The organism is Ruminiclostridium cellobioparum DSM 1351 = ATCC 15832, assembly GCF_000621505.1.
GTDB classification, from domain to species: Bacteria; Bacillota; Clostridia; order Acetivibrionales; family DSM-1351; genus Ruminiclostridium; species Ruminiclostridium cellobioparum.
Window position 1 is genome coordinate 47,997 of sequence record NZ_KK211291.1, and the last position, 17,447, is coordinate 65,443.

The 17,447-nt window shown below is 44.1% G+C and carries 19 protein-coding genes; 8 read left to right on the forward strand and 11 right to left on the reverse strand.

The genetic code is table 11. The annotated features are described in order from the left end of the window. Positions 1-951: right-handed parallel beta-helix repeat-containing protein (locus tag T344_RS31630; RefSeq protein ID WP_242842125.1), on the forward strand; the 951-nt coding region annotated here is incomplete at its 5' end. A gap of 43 nt (positions 952-994) precedes the next feature. Further along, positions 995-1,246, forward strand: coding sequence for a helix-turn-helix domain-containing protein (locus T344_RS31780; RefSeq protein ID WP_034862796.1), 252 nt, complete (start codon positions 995-997; stop codon positions 1,244-1,246). Positions 1,247-1,575: 329 nt separating this feature from the next. Here T344_RS31780 and T344_RS0122125 read toward each other — a convergent pair whose 3' ends face one another. The 7 genes from T344_RS0122125 to mnmL form a co-directional block, all read right to left on the reverse strand. Beyond that, positions 1,576-2,130 carry a Type 1 glutamine amidotransferase-like domain-containing protein gene (locus tag T344_RS0122125; RefSeq protein ID WP_162178051.1) on the reverse strand — a complete coding sequence of 185 codons (555 nt, stop codon included), beginning with the start codon at positions 2,128-2,130 and terminating at the stop codon, positions 1,576-1,578. Positions 2,131-2,177: 47 nt separating this feature from the next. Next, complete coding sequence (locus T344_RS0122130) at positions 2,178-3,077, reverse strand: cysteine ABC transporter substrate-binding protein (RefSeq protein ID WP_027630511.1); 900 nt, start codon at positions 3,075-3,077, stop codon at positions 2,178-2,180. Between the two features lie 18 nt (positions 3,078-3,095). Then, positions 3,096-3,839, reverse strand: coding sequence for an amino acid ABC transporter ATP-binding protein (locus T344_RS0122135; RefSeq protein WP_004624829.1), 744 nt, complete (start codon positions 3,837-3,839; stop codon positions 3,096-3,098). Positions 3,840-3,932: 93 nt separating this feature from the next. Continuing rightward, on the reverse strand, positions 3,933-4,610 hold the full coding sequence (locus T344_RS0122140) for an amino acid ABC transporter permease (protein WP_027630512.1): 678 nt from the start codon (positions 4,608-4,610) through the stop codon (positions 3,933-3,935). Then, positions 4,591-5,250 (reverse strand): amino acid ABC transporter permease, encoded by a 660-nt coding sequence (locus T344_RS0122145; protein ID WP_027630513.1) that lies wholly within the window; start codon positions 5,248-5,250, stop codon positions 4,591-4,593. Before T344_RS0122145 ends, T344_RS0122140 begins: the two co-directional genes overlap by 20 nt. Before the next feature lie 243 nt (positions 5,251-5,493). Beyond that, entirely contained in the window at positions 5,494-6,309 is an 816-nt protein-coding gene (locus T344_RS29060) for a polysaccharide deacetylase family protein (protein ID WP_051572171.1), read from the reverse strand. Positions 6,310-6,653: 344 nt separating this feature from the next. Continuing rightward, entirely contained in the window at positions 6,654-7,583 is a 930-nt protein-coding gene (gene mnmL / locus T344_RS0122155; RefSeq protein ID WP_027630514.1) for a tRNA modification radical SAM protein MnmL/YtqA, read from the reverse strand. 512 nt (positions 7,584-8,095) lie between these two features. On the opposite strand from mnmL, the gene T344_RS0122165 reads away from it, so the two are divergent. The 6 genes from T344_RS0122165 (at position 8,096) to T344_RS0122190 (ending at position 14,226) form a co-directional block, all read left to right on the forward strand. Continuing rightward, a complete protein-coding gene (locus tag T344_RS0122165; RefSeq protein WP_027630515.1) occupies positions 8,096-8,728 on the forward strand; it encodes a TetR/AcrR family transcriptional regulator in 633 nt (210 codons plus the stop codon). A 166-nt stretch (positions 8,729-8,894) separates the two neighbouring features. Beyond that, entirely contained in the window at positions 8,895-10,037 is a 1,143-nt protein-coding gene (locus T344_RS0122170) for a SpoIIE family protein phosphatase (protein ID WP_034862800.1), read from the forward strand. A 42-nt stretch (positions 10,038-10,079) separates the two neighbouring features. Next, on the forward strand, positions 10,080-10,295 hold the full coding sequence (locus T344_RS0122175; protein WP_027630517.1) for a ferritin family protein: 216 nt from the start codon (positions 10,080-10,082) through the stop codon (positions 10,293-10,295). 47 nt (positions 10,296-10,342) lie between these two features. Further along, positions 10,343-10,954: a DNA-3-methyladenine glycosylase gene (locus T344_RS0122180; RefSeq protein ID WP_027630518.1), complete on the forward strand. Its 612-nt coding sequence runs from the start codon at positions 10,343-10,345 to the stop codon at positions 10,952-10,954. A gap of 310 nt (positions 10,955-11,264) precedes the next feature. Further along, complete coding sequence (locus T344_RS0122185; RefSeq protein WP_027630519.1) at positions 11,265-12,284, forward strand: polysaccharide deacetylase family protein; 1,020 nt, start codon at positions 11,265-11,267, stop codon at positions 12,282-12,284. A 145-nt stretch (positions 12,285-12,429) separates the two neighbouring features. After that, positions 12,430-14,226 (forward strand): hypothetical protein, encoded by a 1,797-nt coding sequence (locus T344_RS0122190; RefSeq protein ID WP_027630520.1) that lies wholly within the window; start codon positions 12,430-12,432, stop codon positions 14,224-14,226. Positions 14,227-14,263: 37 nt separating this feature from the next. Here the strand turns inward: T344_RS0122190 and T344_RS0122195 are convergent, their stop codons facing one another. From T344_RS0122195 to T344_RS0122210, 4 genes are read right to left on the reverse strand one after another with little or no spacing between them, the layout of a single operon-like run. Then, a complete protein-coding gene (locus T344_RS0122195) occupies positions 14,264-14,998 on the reverse strand; it encodes an ABC transporter permease (RefSeq protein ID WP_027630521.1) in 735 nt (244 codons plus the stop codon). A gap of 6 nt (positions 14,999-15,004) precedes the next feature. Continuing rightward, positions 15,005-15,718 carry an ABC transporter permease gene (locus tag T344_RS0122200; protein ID WP_027630522.1) on the reverse strand — a complete coding sequence of 238 codons (714 nt, stop codon included), beginning with the start codon at positions 15,716-15,718 and terminating at the stop codon, positions 15,005-15,007. Then, positions 15,711-16,631: an ABC transporter ATP-binding protein gene (locus T344_RS0122205; RefSeq protein WP_027630523.1), complete on the reverse strand. Its 921-nt coding sequence runs from the start codon at positions 16,629-16,631 to the stop codon at positions 15,711-15,713. Before T344_RS0122205 ends, T344_RS0122200 begins: the two co-directional genes overlap by 8 nt. A gap of 17 nt (positions 16,632-16,648) precedes the next feature. Further along, positions 16,649-17,272, reverse strand: coding sequence for a TetR/AcrR family transcriptional regulator (locus tag T344_RS0122210; protein WP_027630524.1), 624 nt, complete (start codon positions 17,270-17,272; stop codon positions 16,649-16,651). Positions 17,273-17,447: the final 175 nt, after the last annotated feature.

A 17,447-nucleotide genomic window follows, 5' to 3' on the forward strand; every position in this document is an offset into this window, starting at 1 on the left:
GGAGCAACCGGACCGGCAGGTCCAACGGGTGCAGGAGTTACCGGAGCGACAGGTCCAACCGGTCCCACGGGAGCCACAGGAGCCACAGGAGCAACCGGACCGGCAGGTCCAACAGGTGCAGGAGTTACCGGAGCGACAGGTCCAACCGGTCTCACGGGAGCCACAGGAGCAACCGGTCCGACAGGTCCGACAGGACCAACGGGGCCAATAGGACCGACCGGACCGGTGGGCCCTACAGGTTCTATAGAACCTAACCCCTTTGAGGTATATGTTCAAGCCGGTGCGGTGGGTGGAAACGGTACACATGCGAATCCTTTCGGAACGATACAGCAAGGTTTGGCAGCTGTTTCTCCTACAGGAACTGTCCACATACTGGGAGGAACTTATAATATTACTTCTACAGTGGCAGTCAATAAAGCAGGTGTGACATTAATGGGATACCCGAGCACCATGATTGTGCTGCAAGCAGCTGTAATAGCCTTTCTTGTTACAGGAAGCGGTGTTACAATCGACGGATTAACCATTACCAGTGATGCTCCGTATGCTGTTGAATTCATTCAACTTGCCGGAGCAAACCATAAGCTTGTTGATAATGTAATTTTTGGACCGCCCCAAGCAGGGCCATCTACCGATTGGGTAGTAAACCGTGGCTTTTTAACGCAATCTAATGTAACAAATTTGATTGTGGAAGAAAACATTTTTTACTCTCTCAGGCAGCCTGCATATTTGAATCCAAATTCCACAGGTCACATTATCAATAATATTGTTTACAATACACGTGGATTTGTAGTTGACAGGGCGATTTTCGTTATTTCAGGCAATTCCTGGGGGAATCCGGAAAATGCAGTTGATATTGCATTGCTGGTCGGCACACCTACCGGGGCTCCTTACGACCCGCTGACTGAATTGGTAAACAGCAATAGCGTTGCTACAATCAGTGATCAAAGGTAACAGGTATTGGCAGCGATAATATGGGTCCAATTTCAATGAGCTATTGAAAAATCCTGCATTTATAGATGAATCACAAAAAGCAAAGATAGATTTTGGGGTCGCGTTAATTGGTAAGCTTGTCGAGGCGAGAGAGGTAAAGGGTATTTTCCAAAAGGAGCTTGCGGAGATGGCTGGACTAAAACAACCTGCTATCGCGCGGTTTGAAAGCATGAAAGCCACTCCGCAAATTGATACGCTCTTTAAAGTACTTTGCCCATTAGGGTATACAATCGTTATTGTACCCGACGATTCCTAAAATACGGAAATACAACTTTAAGCGGTATCCAGGTATGACAAGAAAAAAGATAGGAGGCAACATCAGAAAAATGTTGCCCCCTATTTTCACAGGCTTATCAAGCTGCAAAATAGTTAATGCCCATCACATTTACTCAACTAGTCTGTAATAAGTATAATAAATACTTCACTTTCTCGAATTTGACTGATAGATGATGATATACGCAAATTATCAAGTAGTATGGCTAATGTCTTAAATTTTCTTGTTACCACATTGAAAAAGCCGCGCCCAGCGCCGTTTATGGTGCCGGGCATGTCTATTAAGTTAAAGACGTTATAATATAGCAACATCTATTCGACGACCTTATATCTATCACCAAAGATTAATACGGCAGTTTCTCCCGTTAATTCAATTTGTGGATTTTGAGAGACATCAATTAATCCGCACTGTGTACCGCTGGACATATGCACTTTCAAGGTACAATTAATAAATCCGAGGTTATCCGGCAAGTTATTTGTTGCGGCTACGCTTCCGGCGCTGACCCCAACGTAGACTCCGCCGTTATCGACATATTGTTTCAGCGATTTATCAAAATCTGTATCATTAATTCTCTCCAAGAGATATTTTGTGCTCCCACCAGTAAAGTAGACTGCATCATGCTCGGATAGTTCTTCAACATCCATATTGCAATGCAGGTCAAATACCTTAATGTTTTCCGGCAGAATACCAATTTTCAACAAGTCGTTCATACATTTTGGAAGGACGGCTATTGCATCTGGGTCAATAGCGGCTGTCGGAATAAAGAGTGCTTTAATCTCTTCCGGCTTTTTTCCAATAAGATTTAAAAAAATGTTTTGTAGGTTTTTGGTTTCAAAGCCGGATGATGTTAGCAAAATCTTCCTCATTTTTATCGTCCTTTCCATTTAATTATTTTACAATTATAACAGAAAAATTATTTCTCCACAACGCCGCTCTCAACCACAAGACTGTCGGGGTCAACTGCATCTCCGTAAACAGGGGCAAGTGTCTCTTCGAAATTCTTGTGGAAAAAGTTTTCCTTACCTAAGGTTTTAATCTCATCATTGAGCCAGTTGAGCAGCCCGGTATTGCCCTTTTGAACAGCCGGAGCAATGGTATCAAGAGATCCGAGACTTTCTATTCCAACTTTAAAGCCTTTATTCTGCAAAGCCCATGCAAGAACTTCGGTATTATCTGTTGAAAAAGCATCTCCTCGTCCATCTAAAAGTGCATTATAGGTTTCGGTATATTGATCAAACTTAAGCAATTTTACTTCCGGATGATTTTTGGTAAAATAGGTTTCGGCAGTGGTTCCTTTGGCAACGATCAGAGTTTTGCCATTAAGCTGGGCTACATCAGTGATCAGTGACTTGTCGGGGCTGACAACTCCAAGTGCCACCTTCATATACGGAAGTGCAAAATCTACCGATTGAGCTCTCTCTTCATTAACTGTAAAATTTGCAAGAATAATATCTACTTTGCCGGTTTTCAGGTACTCTACACGGCTGGCAGGTTCAACCGATACAAATTCCACGTTTACTCCCAAGTCCTTACCTATACGGTTTGCAAAATAAACGTCATAACCCTGGTACGCTCCTTTTTCATCTACATAACCAAATGGAGCCTTATCACTGAATACACCGATGATGACTTTACCGCTTGATTTTATATCTTCCAGTGATCTGGCGGTGCCGGCAGCCGTATTGCCTGCTGAAGAAGTCTTTGCGGCCGATGAATCGGTACTTGAAGAGCCGACGGCTCCGCAGCCTGCAAAAAGTGTAATTGCAAGAATCAGCACTAGAGCTGATGATAAAATTCTTTTTGATTTTTTCATAATAAATCCCTCTTTCTGTCAGTAATTAAATATATTCAAAAACTTGCGCGCACGCTCAGTTTCTGGCTGAGTAAAAAACTCTTCCGGATTTCCAGTCTCCACTATCTCACCGCTGTCAATAAATACAATACGGTTTGCAATTGCTCTTGCAAATTGCATTTCATGGGTAACAATAATCATGGTCATGCCGCCCTTTGCCAATTCCAGAACTACATCCAGCACTTCGCGCACCATTTCGGGGTCCAGCGCGGCAGTTATTTCATCAAACAGCATCATTTCAGGCTCCATCATCAGGGCCCTTACAATAGCCACTCTTTGCTTCTGACCGCCCGACAACTGGCGGGGATAGGAATTGATTTTATCCTGAAGCCCCACACGTTCCAGCAGCTTTTTTGCAGCAACGGCAGCTTCCAGCTTATTACGGCCCTGCACTTTTAAAGGGCCAAGCAGTACATTATCCAATACGGTCATGTGGGGAAACAGATCATAGTTTTGAAATACCATGCCTATTTTCTGGCGTATCTGGCTCCATTGAGTCTTACCGTCGGTGATGGCCTTCCCGTCCAGCAGTATATCTCCTGCCTGAATGGGTTCAAGTCCGTTGATGCATCTGAGGAGAGTGCTTTTTCCGCAGCCCGAGGGACCTATTATCACCACAACCTCACCCTGGTGAATATCAAGAGAGATATCCTTTAAAACCGCATCATTTCCATATTGCTTTTTTAAATGCCGGATTTCCAGCACCTTCTGTGTTTGTGCCATTGTTAACCTCCTAAGCCATGTTATGGCTTTGAGCCGCAAAAGCGGCCACAAAACTGTAATGAAATATTTTCCACTCCTTATAGCTATAAGACTTCAATTCATCCAGCGTTTTTCCAGCCGTCCGGCCAAACGTGAAATGGGGAAGCAAACAATAAAATAAAGCAGGAAAATAGTTCCGTAAATCCACAGTGCACCCGAGGGTGCAGTATAACGGTTGGCCTCGATGATTTGCTGACCTACCTTCAGAACCTCTACAACACCGATGAGAACAATCAGGGAAGTGGTCTTGACCATGCGTGTCATCAGGTTTATTGACAAAGGGAGCAGCCTCCGCACCGTCTGGGGAATGATTATATACCTGTACACCTGCAGATTGGTCAGTCCCAGAGCTGTTCCGCTCTCATACTGGTGTTTTGATATGGAAATAAGGGCACTCCGTACCAGGTCTCCCATTTCAGCGGTTCCCCATACAACAAAAACAATTATGGCCGACAATTGTCCCGAAAGATTGATGTTAAAAGCTCTGGTCAAACCGAAATAAACCAGGAAAAGCAGCACAAGCTGGGGCATGATCCGGACAAATTCCAGATAGAGTCTTGTTATCGCTTTTGTCACAGGGTTTTTAAAGGTCATTATTATCCCAAGAAAAATTCCCAATACAAAGGAAATGGCCACAGAGATAAGAGCTATTTTTACAGTAATCCACAAGCCGCCCAGCAGGCGCAAAAAATTGCTGCCTTCAAAAAGTACTCTAATTCCCAAATCCTGCATAGCGCAGCCTCCTCTCCAGTAATGACGCTATAATTGAAACCGGCAGAAGGATGACGAGATAGGATAAAACCAGCATGAGCAGTGCTTCATCGGTTTTGTAGTACAACCCTATTAAATCCTTTGCCACATACATCAGATCGGCAAGTGCCACCACACTGAAAACAGAAGTTTCCTTTATCAGGAAAATAATGTTTGCGCAAAAGGCGGGCACTGAGACTGAGATAGCCTGGGGCAGAACAATATACCTGATTATTTGACCATGCTTCAGACCAATGCTGAGTCCTGCCTCCACCTGACTTTTTTCCACCGATTCCAATCCGCTCCTGAAAGCCTCGGCCATATAACTGCCGCCGAGAAAGGAAAGGCCAAGTATGGCACAACCCTCGGAACTGATTATTATACCCAGCTTGGGAAGGCCGAAGTATAGGAAGAACAGCTGGACCAGTAAAGGCGTATTCCGGGATAATTCAATATAGCCTGATATCAGCTGTTTCAAAGCAGGTATTTTATAATATTGAATCAAACTGCAGACAAGTCCTGTCACCAGAGAGAAAATGATTCCCCAGAATGCAATCCTCAGCGTAAGTGCGGCTGCAGTAACATACATAGGTGTGTATTCTGCAATAAAATCAAAATCCAAAATAATATGCTCCTTTCACTATATCAAAATCCGGATATGGCCCTGGCAGTACTTTATATAACATATAAATCATACTATTCTTATATGATTACTTTGATATATTACTATATTTCACTTAAGCTGTCAACAAATTAAAAAATTCAGACATGCCAATATAAGCCAACGGGAATACCGTGGACTGGAAAGGCTTTGCAGCTGTACATGCAGTTGTATGCTTCAGAAGTAAAATTGGAGATAAAGGTATTACTTTTTGTAGTTTATTAAGACATCAAAGGTATATCCCTGTTTTTTCAATCCTTCGATAATAGCGGGCAGTGCCTTCACTGTGTATATTTTTGTGGAATCGTCGTGCATCAGCACGATGAGCCGCTTTTTTCCGCGGGTGTTATGGAGTACATTTTCTGCCATCAGGTTTACTATAAACTTTTCATCTCCATAATTTTTCAAGTTGGGATCTGTATCCGCAACAGATACATCCCAGTCAAAATACCGGTACCCGTTTTTCTCCAGGATATCCGCTCTTTTTTGAATAATGCTCTTTTTCCTCCCCAGGGTTCCCCCGGGGAACCTGAACACCATTGTTGTATAGTTGAGCTTTTTATATATAAAATCTTTTGCTTTTAATACATCTTTCTCGAAGTCATCTGCAGAAGCATATATATGATTGGAATGGGAGTAGGAATGATTTCCAAGCACATGGCCTTCATTGATTATGCGTGCATAAATATCGTCCATATGGCTTTTGGGGAGTACAAAAAAAGTTGCTTTGATTTCAGCTTTTTTGAGTATGTCTAAAATTGCCACGGTATTATTGGTGGAGGGACCATCGTCAATTGTAACATATGCAATTTTATTGTCGTATTTTTCTTCCTTTTTTTCCTTTTCTTCGGTTTTACCTGCAAAATCATTTTTGGAGGTTATCTCATTTTTATTTTCGAGCCGAAAAGGTACAGTATCAACAGATTCTTTTCGGGGTATATCCTTTACTGGTAAACCACAGCCCGCTGTCAGAAATGCGCATATAAATACAATATATAAAATGCTTGTTTTGCTTCTCATAAGGAATCCTTTCGGGACATGTTGCCTATGCTGCCGACAGATATCGGCACATCCTGACACATCCCTGAATTAAACATTTTCATACATTAGTATCGCATTGGCCAGCACAATATTATTCATAATTTTCTACTTAAATTAACTTGTTATGCTTTTCGGTTTATTGACTTTTTTATATCAACTGGTAACTTCCGTACTAACTTCATGAAATAAGGATGCCCCAAAAACAATTACAAAAATTGTTTTTAACCGTGCATCTTATTTCATGAAGTTGTCCTCGCGGACCAGTTGATTCTAAATAGAGCTGACTGTAAAGCAAAACAAAATTTCAATCAGACACAACCATATTACCCCCCGAGTGCCTGTCCCTGATACATGCCATGCCTGGCCATGTATTGAGACAACCCGTTAAGCACATGGCGTTTATGCCCACTCCATTTAGGCGCAATCAAGTGCTTGTGATCGCCGTCTCCGGTCACTCTGTGAATGACCATTTCCTGGGGCAGCCGGGTGATGGCTTCTGCCACCCATTTTATATAGGTTGCCTCGTCCAGCAGGGGAAAGGGTTCTTTCTGATACTCTTTATATAAAGGACTATCTTCCAATATGTGCAGCATGGCCAGCTTAATGCCGCATACAGGCTGTCCTGACATATAGTCAATGGTTGCCATGAAATCCTCATAAGTCTCACCCATGAGTCCGACAATCAGATGAACAATCACCGGAATATCAGCTGAATTTAATTTCAAAACAGCAGCTTCATAAACGGGCAAATCATATCCCCGGTTAAAAAGCTTTGCTGTTTTTTGATGGATTGTCTGAAGCCCGAGCTCCACCCATAGAGGCTTGATTTTGGAGAGGCGCCCAAGCTCCTCAACCATTCTGCCCGACAGGCAATCCGGCCTTGTGCCGATGGCAAGGCCCAAAATTCTCTCATCAGCCAGGATTTCTTCATATATGGGCACCAGCCGGTCCACCGGTCCATAAGTGTTGGAAAAGGCTTGCAGATAGGCAATATAGCCATTTGAACTGCTTTTTGCCGAAACCAGCTCAATTGCCGAGTCAATTTTTTTGTGCATGTCCATCGGCCCTGCTATGGCAAAATCGCCCGAACCTTTTGCCGAACAGAAGGTGCAGCCGCCGGTGCCCTTTCTGCCGTCTCTGGTAGGACAGGTACAACCAATGTCCAACGAGATTTTGTAGGCTTTACGGCCGAAGAGTTGTTGATAATAATGATTGACAGAATAATACGGCTTCTGGTCTGGCCAGAGTTTCATATTGCACCTCTCATGGTAAAGAATAAAATATAGTTTGACGCCTTGTGTCAATTAGCTTACCAACTTTGCCAATATAAATCAATACTGATTAGCCGGTACTTCTGTCATTATGGCATGTTTAACTTGTTTTATCTGCTGTATTGATTTTATTGGTTAGAAATAATGCCGGTATAATAGCAGTCATCATGAAGAGCAGACTTGTAATAAACCCTGCATGGTAGGCCACGGAGACATTGGCGGCTGCAACTGCCTTTCCGTTCAGCGAGTTGCCTACAACAGTTGCCGGAATGGCCGAACCGAAGGCTGCGCGCGATATGGAAGAATATGGGTAAGGGGAGCATCTGACCGTTGGTGGCAAATCCGTCCAGAAACAGTGAAATAAATGAGGCGCTGAAATTTTTGGACCAGAACAGTGCTTTATTATACTACCTAAAAAAAATAAGAGTCAATGTGTATCTTATTAAGTTTTGTGATATAATGATTAAAAGTCTTGTAAACAGGAGATAAGTAAAATGAAAGAACCGGATAAAAATACGCGAAGGCGCGGTGACGTACTGATTGACAATATTTATGATGCCACCATCAGGATTATCAGGGAAGCCGGTTACTCCAATCTTACATTCAAGCAAATTGCACAGAATGCCAAAACCAGCAGAACCGTATTGTACCGGCGGTGGACTACAACCTTTGACCTGATCCGGGAGATTATGTTGTATAAATCCGCGCTTGCATTGGACGGTGAGCTTATTGACAAGATTGAGAATACCGGAAGTCTGCGCAGTGATTTGCTGCGGCTGCTTACACTCTACCAGAGGTTTTATACCGGGGTCGGTACCGAAGTTATGAATGCCTTCCTGTTTGAGATGAGTCAAAACAGCGAAAAGATGGCTGGTATAAAATCAGGCGAAAAGGGAAAAAAGATAGCTGATATAAAAGCAGGAGCCATGGAAAAAAACATTCTGGTTATGAAAAAATTGTTAAGGTTGGCCAAAGCACGCGGTGACAAATTAAAAGAGGTGGATGATATGACACTGCTTTTGCCTTTTGATCTGATCCGTATGGAAAATTTATTCCGTGAGGTGGTGGACACAAAACGGCTGGAATTACTGGTTGATGAGATATTGCTTCCGGTATTCAAATTGTGATATTGAACAGAACTGGAATCTGTATACGGGTTTGTGCGGGAAGAATGAGAATACAAAAAAAGTTCCCCTTGTGTGATAACAAAGAGTAATTATGATATAATTAAAAACAAATATAGTATAAACCATATGAAAAGCCTGGTGGAGTTGGGGGAGAATACTGTTGGCGATGGACTTTGACACAACGAAAATAAATGAGACAATAGTCGGTATGATTGATGACAGGATTCTGGTCTGCAATGCCGGCGGGCAGATAGTTTTCTCCAATAAGGCCATGCAGTCATATCTGGGTTATACCGGTTCCGAGCTGCAAGGAAAAAACTTTTTGGATATACTTGAGGACATTCAAGCCGGTAAGGCCAAAGCCTTGCTGAACAATCTGTCGGAAGAGCCCACGGGCTGGGCGGAGTTTTTATTACATGGCAGGCACCATGTGTTGAAGCTTCATCTCAAGTTTTTCCGGAAGGATAATCTTATATATATTTACGGTAATGAAAAATATGTGGAATATGAAAGAATACGAAAAAAGTTTGATATTGAAATAACAAATGCCGTTAAAATTCACAAGCGCTCCCTGCCTGAGAGTCTTCCCGATACCCCGAATATATCATTTTCTTCCCTGTATATTCCTGCCGAAGAACTGGGAGGGGATTTATTTGATGCGTTTAAAGTGGAAAATGGGCTGCTGGATGATTATTTTGAACAATATGTATGCTTTATAGCCGATGTTTCAGGACATGGGTTGGACAGTGCCATGCTGGCTATTTTCGTAAAAGATACAATAAGAAGTTTTTTCAGACTCAAGCATGTACCGGGACAATTGTTGTCCCCTAAAGAAATCATGCATTTTTTTATTGAGCAATATTTAAAGGAGGGGTATCCGGACGAATATCTGGTTTGCCTTTTCATAGCCGTTTTTGATCTGAAGACAAAGGAATTGACATATTGTAATGCGGGTTTGCATACCTGTCCTTTATTGGCCGGAAATGGGGATGATATAGTAGAGCTGAACCGTGCTGGGCTCCCAATATCGGCAGCTATAGGTGCTGATTTGTTAATTTATGAGGATTCTTCTCTGCCGCTTTTCACTGGCATGACCCTGTTTATTATGTCTGACGGATTGCCGGAGCAGAGATCCAATAATGAATTTTATGAAGACAGGCTAAAGGGACTGCTGGGTGAAATCTACTGCATGGACCCCCCTCACATTATCCGGAGGATTCAGGAGGATTTTACTGATTTTTTAAGATATGAGAAAATCAAAGATGATATAACACTGGTTGTAGTAAAACTATTACCGCCATTGGACTAGTATATTGGATTTCATATTAATGAGTTTAAGGAGGGAAGCTGCATGCAGCAGATACTGGAGGGCATTTTAGAAGCTATTGAAGATGAGATTAAAGCCCAGAAACGTTATCAAATACTGGCTGAAAGGGCAAAAGATCCAAAAGTTAAGAAATTTTTTGAACAATTGAGGATAGATGAAGAAAATCATGAGAATGTACTGCGCAACCGTTATGAGGCTTTTGAAAAAATGCTGAATGCCGACAGTGGAGAAAACGTATGAGCTCCCAATTGCCAGGATAAAAAATTTTTGAAATGGGAAATTGGAAAATGAAAATATTGAAAAGGGATTTTTACAACAGGGATTCATTGACAGTTGCAAAAGAACTCCTGGGAAAGGTGCTTGTACACCACATCGGGGGACAAAGGCTTGCTGCCAGAATCGTTGAAGCCGAAGCATATATGGGTATCGAGGATAAAGCCGCGCATTCCTATGGGGGGAAAAGAACGCCAAGAGTAGAGGTTATGTACGGTGGGCCGGGATTTTCCTATGTATTTATTATTTACGGTATGTACTACTGCTTTAATATAGTCACCAGGGAGGAAGGAAATCCCCAGGCTGTCCTCATAAGGGCTGTGGAACCCATAGAGGGGTTTGACCTCATGTCTCAAAACAGGTTTAAAAAGCCATATGATCAATTAACTGTCAGCCAGATTAAAGGGTTGACCAACGGGCCGGGGAAATTATGCAATGCTTTTTTAATCGATAAGAATTTGAACGGTGAAGATTTGTGCGGCAGCAGGCTATATGTGGAAGAAGGAGCCGATGAAAAATTCAGCATTGTATCCACTGCACGGGTGGGGGTTGACTATGCCGGGGAAGCAAAGGATTATCCCTGGAGATTTTATATAAAGGATAATAAATATGTGTCGGTAAAATAGATAAATACTGAATAAAGCAGAGAAATGACAATGCCAGGGACGTGGGAGTGATAACTTACACGTCCCTGATTTTATATAAAGCGGACAAACTGGTAAAAAAATTACTTATTTCAGTAAAAAAAATACATTTAAAATATCTGGAAAAATAAATATAATTTACAATATATTAAAGTAATTTCAAATATTGTAAATTATATTTATCGCTGCTCAAAGTCAAACCTCTTCATACGGTTTTTATCCATAAGCATCATCCGGAAGGACCATAAATCTCATGTTGGTATAAAAATTTTAAAAGAAAGGAGGTTTGTATATGAAAAAATTTCTTTCCTCGGCAACGGCATTATTGTTTTCCCTGTTTATAGTGTTTTCAAGCGGTTCACCGGTGGTGGCGGCATCGGTCAGATATGAATGCGAAAGTATGACCCTGGGCGGTCAGTACGCCGCAAAAATCAGTTCACCCTTTTCCGGGATAGCCTTATATGCCAATAATGATTATTGCCAAACCGGCAATATCAGCTGGGACAACACCCAGAAAACCGTCAGTATCAGAGGGTGCTCCAACAATTCCAGCACCGCTACGGTAGCTGTCAGGATGAATGGTTATGAGATGGGCAGAGTGAGCTTCAGCGGCACCACTCCTACGGTCCAGTCCTTCACCTGCACCCCGCAGACAGGCAGCTACCCCGTTCAGCTCATAGTGACCAATGATACCGGGAGCTGGGATGTCTATGTGGACTATCTGGAAATCAGCGGCAGCACCGGTGGTAACGACGGTGGCGGCAGCAGCGGCAATGTTTATCTCACCTTTGACGACGGACCGAGTAACAGCACTTCGGCAACTCTGGTAAACAACCTTAAAAGCGCAGGCTGCAGCAAGGCCACTTTCTTTGTCATCGGCAGGAATATTGCCGGCAACCAGACGGGCTGGAATGCATATAAAAACTCCGGCTTCAGCATCCAGAACCACAGCCAGACCCACCAGCATATGACCGGCTGGAGCTATCAGCAGGTATATAACGATCTCAGTGCATGCAACACGGCCATTCAGAACGGCGGAGCTCCCAAGCCCACAAAGATCCGGCTGCCCTATCTCGAAAGCAACTCCACCATCCAGCAGGCATGTTCGGCACTTGGGCTGTCCATCATCAGTCCCACTGTTGACACACAGGACTGGAACGGAGCCAGCACGCAGTCAATCATCAACGCCTGCAACAGCCTGAATGCCGGCGGCAACCCATTGATGCACGATTCGTACCAGACCACCAACAACGCCATCGCCACCATTGTTCAGAATCTCAAGAACCGCGGCTTCGGCTTCGCACAATATTAAGACCGGAACAGTTTTACAAGCCGCCTGTTTTAAAGCAGGCGGCTTATTGTTAATACATCCCGGCTGCACATTCCAGCAGCTGCAGCATCTCCCTCGGAACTTTTGCATGAAATGGTGACAGCTGCCGTTTACAAGGAGAAAGAACATGAAAAAGCTATACCGGTATCTATTGCCAGCGTTTCTCATATTGCTGGTGTCTGTGATATTGTTTATTCCTGAGAAATCGTCATCCGAACCCTGGGTACAAACCAACGGGCCCTATGGCGGCTACATCCATTGCTTTGCAATCGATGGCGGGAATATTTATGCCGGAACCCAGGGGGGAGGTATCTTTTTGTCGGCCGACAATGGCACAAGCTGGAAGGAGGTTAATTCCGGGTTGACCAACAACAATATTTATTCTCTTGCTGTCAGCGGCACGGATATCCTTGCCGGAACCGGGGAAGGTGTTTATATCTCCAACGACAAAGGTGCAAATTGGAGGCTGCCGGATTCCGGACTGTCAAATACCATTGTCCTGTCCCTTGCAGTGAATGGCACAAGTATCTTTGCCGGAACCGGCAACGGCATTTTTCTGTCTGCAGACGGCGGTACAAACTGGACTTCGGTAAATTCAGGGCTCACATCGGTTAATATAAATTCTCTTGCCATCAGCGGCAACAATATATTTGCCGGAACCGAGGACGGAGGAGTTATTCTTTCAACCGACAACGGTGCAAGCTGGAGTCCGGTGAATTCAGGGTTGACAAACCTGCAAATAAATTCTCTGGCTGTGAGCGGCAGGACAATTTTTGCCGGGACATACGGAGGAGGAGTTTTCCTTACCAATAATAACGGCAGCAGCTGGGAAGCCCTTAACTCCGGTCTGACAAACAAGTATATCAACTCCCTTGCCGTAAGCGGTGCAGACATCCTGGCCGGTACGGCCGGAGGTGTTTTTCTGTGGGAGGATGGCGGCACATGCTGGAAGGGGAGCAATTCGGGATTGACAAATACTTATGTCTACTCCCTTGCCGCAGTTGGAGAAAATATCTATGCAGGAACAGACGGAGGGGGTGTTTTTCTTTCGGCAGACGGGGGCACATGCTGGAGTCCGGTTAATACGGGCCTGACGAATATTTATGTAGGAGCTCTTGCCATGAGCGGGCCTAAAATCTTTGCCGGAACTAACGGGGCAGGTGCATTTCTCTCCGAAAACGGAGGCCAAAGCTGGAAAGCGGTAAATTCAGGTTTGACCAACCCCTATGTTTTTTCTCTTGCCATCAGCGGTACCAATATTTTGGCAGGAACCAACGGAGGAGGTATTTTTCTTTCAGGCGACAGCGGTGCAAGCTGGAGGGAGGTAAATACCGGATTGGCAAACAGGTATGTGTACTCCCTTGCCGCCAGTGGTACCAAAATCTTTGCCGGAACTCTGGGAGGGGGTATTTTTATCTCTGCCGATAGCGGAAAAAGCTGGAGCCCTGCCAATTCCGGGCTGACAAACCTCAATGTGGGCTCTCTTGCAGTCAACGGTGAAAATATATTTGCCGGAACTTTCGGTGACGGTGTTTTTGTTTCGGCAAACAATGGTGCAAACTGGACTCCGGTAAATTCGGGCCTGACAAATTCCCAGATATTTTCTCTTGCCGTCAGCGGCACAAATATCTTTGCCGGAACTCCCGGGAGCGGCGTTTTCAGTTGGGCGGCCGGCGGCAAAAGCTGGAATCCGGCCAATTCCGGATTGAAAAACAAAAACGTCAATTCTCTGGCCGTGAGCGGTACAACGATTTATGCCGGGACATATGGCGGAGGTGTTTTTCTTTCGGCTGACAGCGGGAAAAACTGGAGGGAGCTTGATTCGGGTTTGACAAATATTGATGTATACTCTTTGGGCATAAGCGGCAAGGAGATCTTTGCCGGAACCAACAGCAGGGGAGTGTGGAAACGGCCGGCTTTCTGAGGTCCAACCGGACAATATACGTTTTAGAGGGTGCAGGCTACTGGTTTCTGCTGTAGATATTCTCCTGCTTTTTTGCATCCGCAAAGAGGAAAAGGGCGGGCCAGACCGCCAGGATACTCCAGTGAATACCGTAATCCGGCAGGATTTTCATTACATCCATGCCCAGGATATGATCTGTCAGAACGAAAGGGATGCACATGGGAATGAATTGTATAAAATCAGTACTGTACAGCATCATACACAGGCACATGCCGGCTATTCCGTAAATAACTCCGGATACGGCCATATGGGTGAGCCCTGCAAGAAAAAAGGCTGCCGGACTCAATAGAAAATGCATCAGGCTCACAAGCAGCAGGATTTTTATAAAATGCCGGAATAATGACGGCGGCAGGGATGCCTTGAGAAGTATTGAACCTGAAAGCAGGGTGCACATGCCGAATAAAATAACCGTTATTCCAATGGCTAAAAGCATAACAACCAGTTTGGAAAATAGAAAGTTACGTTTCGGGTACGGATAACATAGGATTACCTCCAGCATGTTTTCTTCATATTCCCTGGCCCGGAGGAAGGCTGCAAAGGAGGAAAAGATCAGAAGGGATTGAACATTGAATATCAGCAGTGCCACATGCATGAAAATCAGCCATGAAATATTCCTGTCCTCCAGGAAGGAAAGGCTGGTGATCAGCGCCGGCAATACTGCTCCGGCCGCAAGCAGCCACCACATTTTTGAGGCATGCAGTTTTTTTATCTCGGCTTCCATTAATCTCAGCATTATCCATCACTCCTTTTTCTTCATACAGCGTACCGACAGGTATGAAAAAGCTGCAAAAGTGCCGGCAAGGATCAGGATTCCGGGCCCGTAGCCCATTTGGGTGTAACGTTCATAGCCCAGATATTTGGATACAAGGATAATGGGTACCAGATGGGGAAAAATATAACCATAGCTCATGAAAGTAAATGGAAATGTGAGCATGAACAGGACAAGGAAAATAATTGATGAGCCGGCAAAGCTCTGCCTCCATAAAGCTATAAAGCTAATGGCCGGTATCAGGCAGCCCAGGAACAATGCACTTAAAACGCCCGATACGAGGAAGCGGACGGCAATATCTCCGTCAAAACCGTCAAGGACCGTATTGACGCAGAACAAAGCTCCGAAAATGGCCAGCTGAAGTACAAAGGTCTCCATAAACAGCAGGATGAACTTGCAGAACAGGACCCGGACCATGGAATTTGGCGTAACAGCCAGGTAAGGCAGCATGTTGCTTTTATATTCCCTTGTGATTATGTAGCATCCCGAAATCACAACACATGCAAAGGATATCATCTGAATAAAAACACTGCTTTTTGTTATGATATCCGGTAAGGAAGCCTTTGGGCCCGAAGCATGCTGGATGAGGACAAGAATGAGAGGTATCAGAAAAGTAACGGGAACCAGCAGGAGCAGGAACGTCCCCTTCAGTTTTCTGAATTCCAGATTTAATAATTTATACATGAATGCCCCCTCCTGTAAGTTTGATGAAGTAATCCTCGAGAGAAGCCTGAACAAGCTTGCTTTCCTTTACATCAATATCGTTTTCAACCAACAGTTTTGTAATTTTTCCGCTATTATCATTTTCTGTAATTTTCAATATGACGAGATCCCCGTCGACGGTAATACCCGGCTGGTTCACCAGTTCTTTTATCAGGCCGGCTGCCTTTACAGGGTCGCTGACCCTATACTGGATGGAATGGCCGCATTTTTTGAGGAAAACTTCCCGGCTGCTCTCTTCAAGCAGTTTCCCGTTGTGTAGGATACCCACCCGGCTGATCATTTTCTCTACTTCTGCCAGGATGTGGGAGGATATGAGGATGGTTTTGCCCTGCTTTGAAATATTTATAAGCATATCCCGGATTTCCACGATTCCCTGGGGGTCCAGCCCGTTTGTGGGTTCGTCCAGTATCAGCAGTTCCGGATCGTGCAGGAGGGCTCTTGCAAGGCCAAGGCGCTGTTTCATTCCAAGGGAGTATTGACGGGTTTTTTTACCTTTCTGCTCCGACAGTCCCACCAATTTCATAGCCCTGTCAACGCTGGATTTGTCCGGAATATCCATCATGATCCGGTGGATATCCAGATTTTCCTCTCCGGTAAGGTTCAGATAAAACCCCGGTGTTTCAATGATTGTGCCAATTTTCTTCAGATGCCGGTATATGCTGCTGTCTGTTACCTTTTCTCCGAACAGTTCCACAGTCCCGAAGGAGGGCCTTGTCAGATTCAGCAGCATGCGTATGGTGGTGGTCTTTCCGGCACCGTTTTGACCGATAAAACCGTAAATATCACCTTTTTCAACATTTAGGTCCACCCTGTCCACTGCGGCGGATTTTTTGAATAACTTGCCCAGTCCCTTTGTCTGTATGACATATGACATTTTTGGATACCCCCTGACTAATCAACTTTTTTATATTTTGCCAGAAAATTCTGAATATGCCTTAACAGGCTCCGGTTAACTTCTGCCCTGATCCCGGCGGTTATTTCACCTGCAGCCAGATAGCGGTGAAACAGATAAATAACATGTGAATAGTATTCCATAACCATCATATCTACATCTGAATTTTTCAGGAAGCCGATGCCCACCAGCCATTGGTATATGACCTTCTGTCCTGCAAGAGCATCGTCGAACAAAACCCGGTGATACAGTTCAGCCGCCTGCACATTGGTGCTTTGCTCAATGATCAGCATCCGGATGAACTTGTTTATTTTTTCGTTCATGAGATAGTCGTTAACAAAGCTCTGACATACGAATATGAACTCCTCGTTCTTTACCGAGGTCACTTTCTGCATCTCTACAGAAAAGGCCTGGGGTAATGCATAGAGGGTTTCGGTAAAGGAGTTGCAGAGAACGTCAAAAATATCCTGCTTGCTTTTGAAATGGTGGTATACCGAGCTTTCCTTTATACCGACCTTGCCGCATATATCGCGTATGGATACCGAACTGTAGCCTCTGAGGGAGAATAGGTCCAGTGAAACCTGCAGTATCCGGTTTTTTGTATCATTTTTATCTTTTATCACATTAACCTCCATGAGCCATTTTATGGCTTTGAGCCGCTTAGCGGCCACAAAATGTTATGCAGGTAAGTATCCTTTATCGCACTCCGCCTAACAGGTGTTAGGGAAATTATACCTAACACCTGTTAGGTTGTCAAGAACTTTAATGATAATATGTCAATAATATTGTATAAAATAT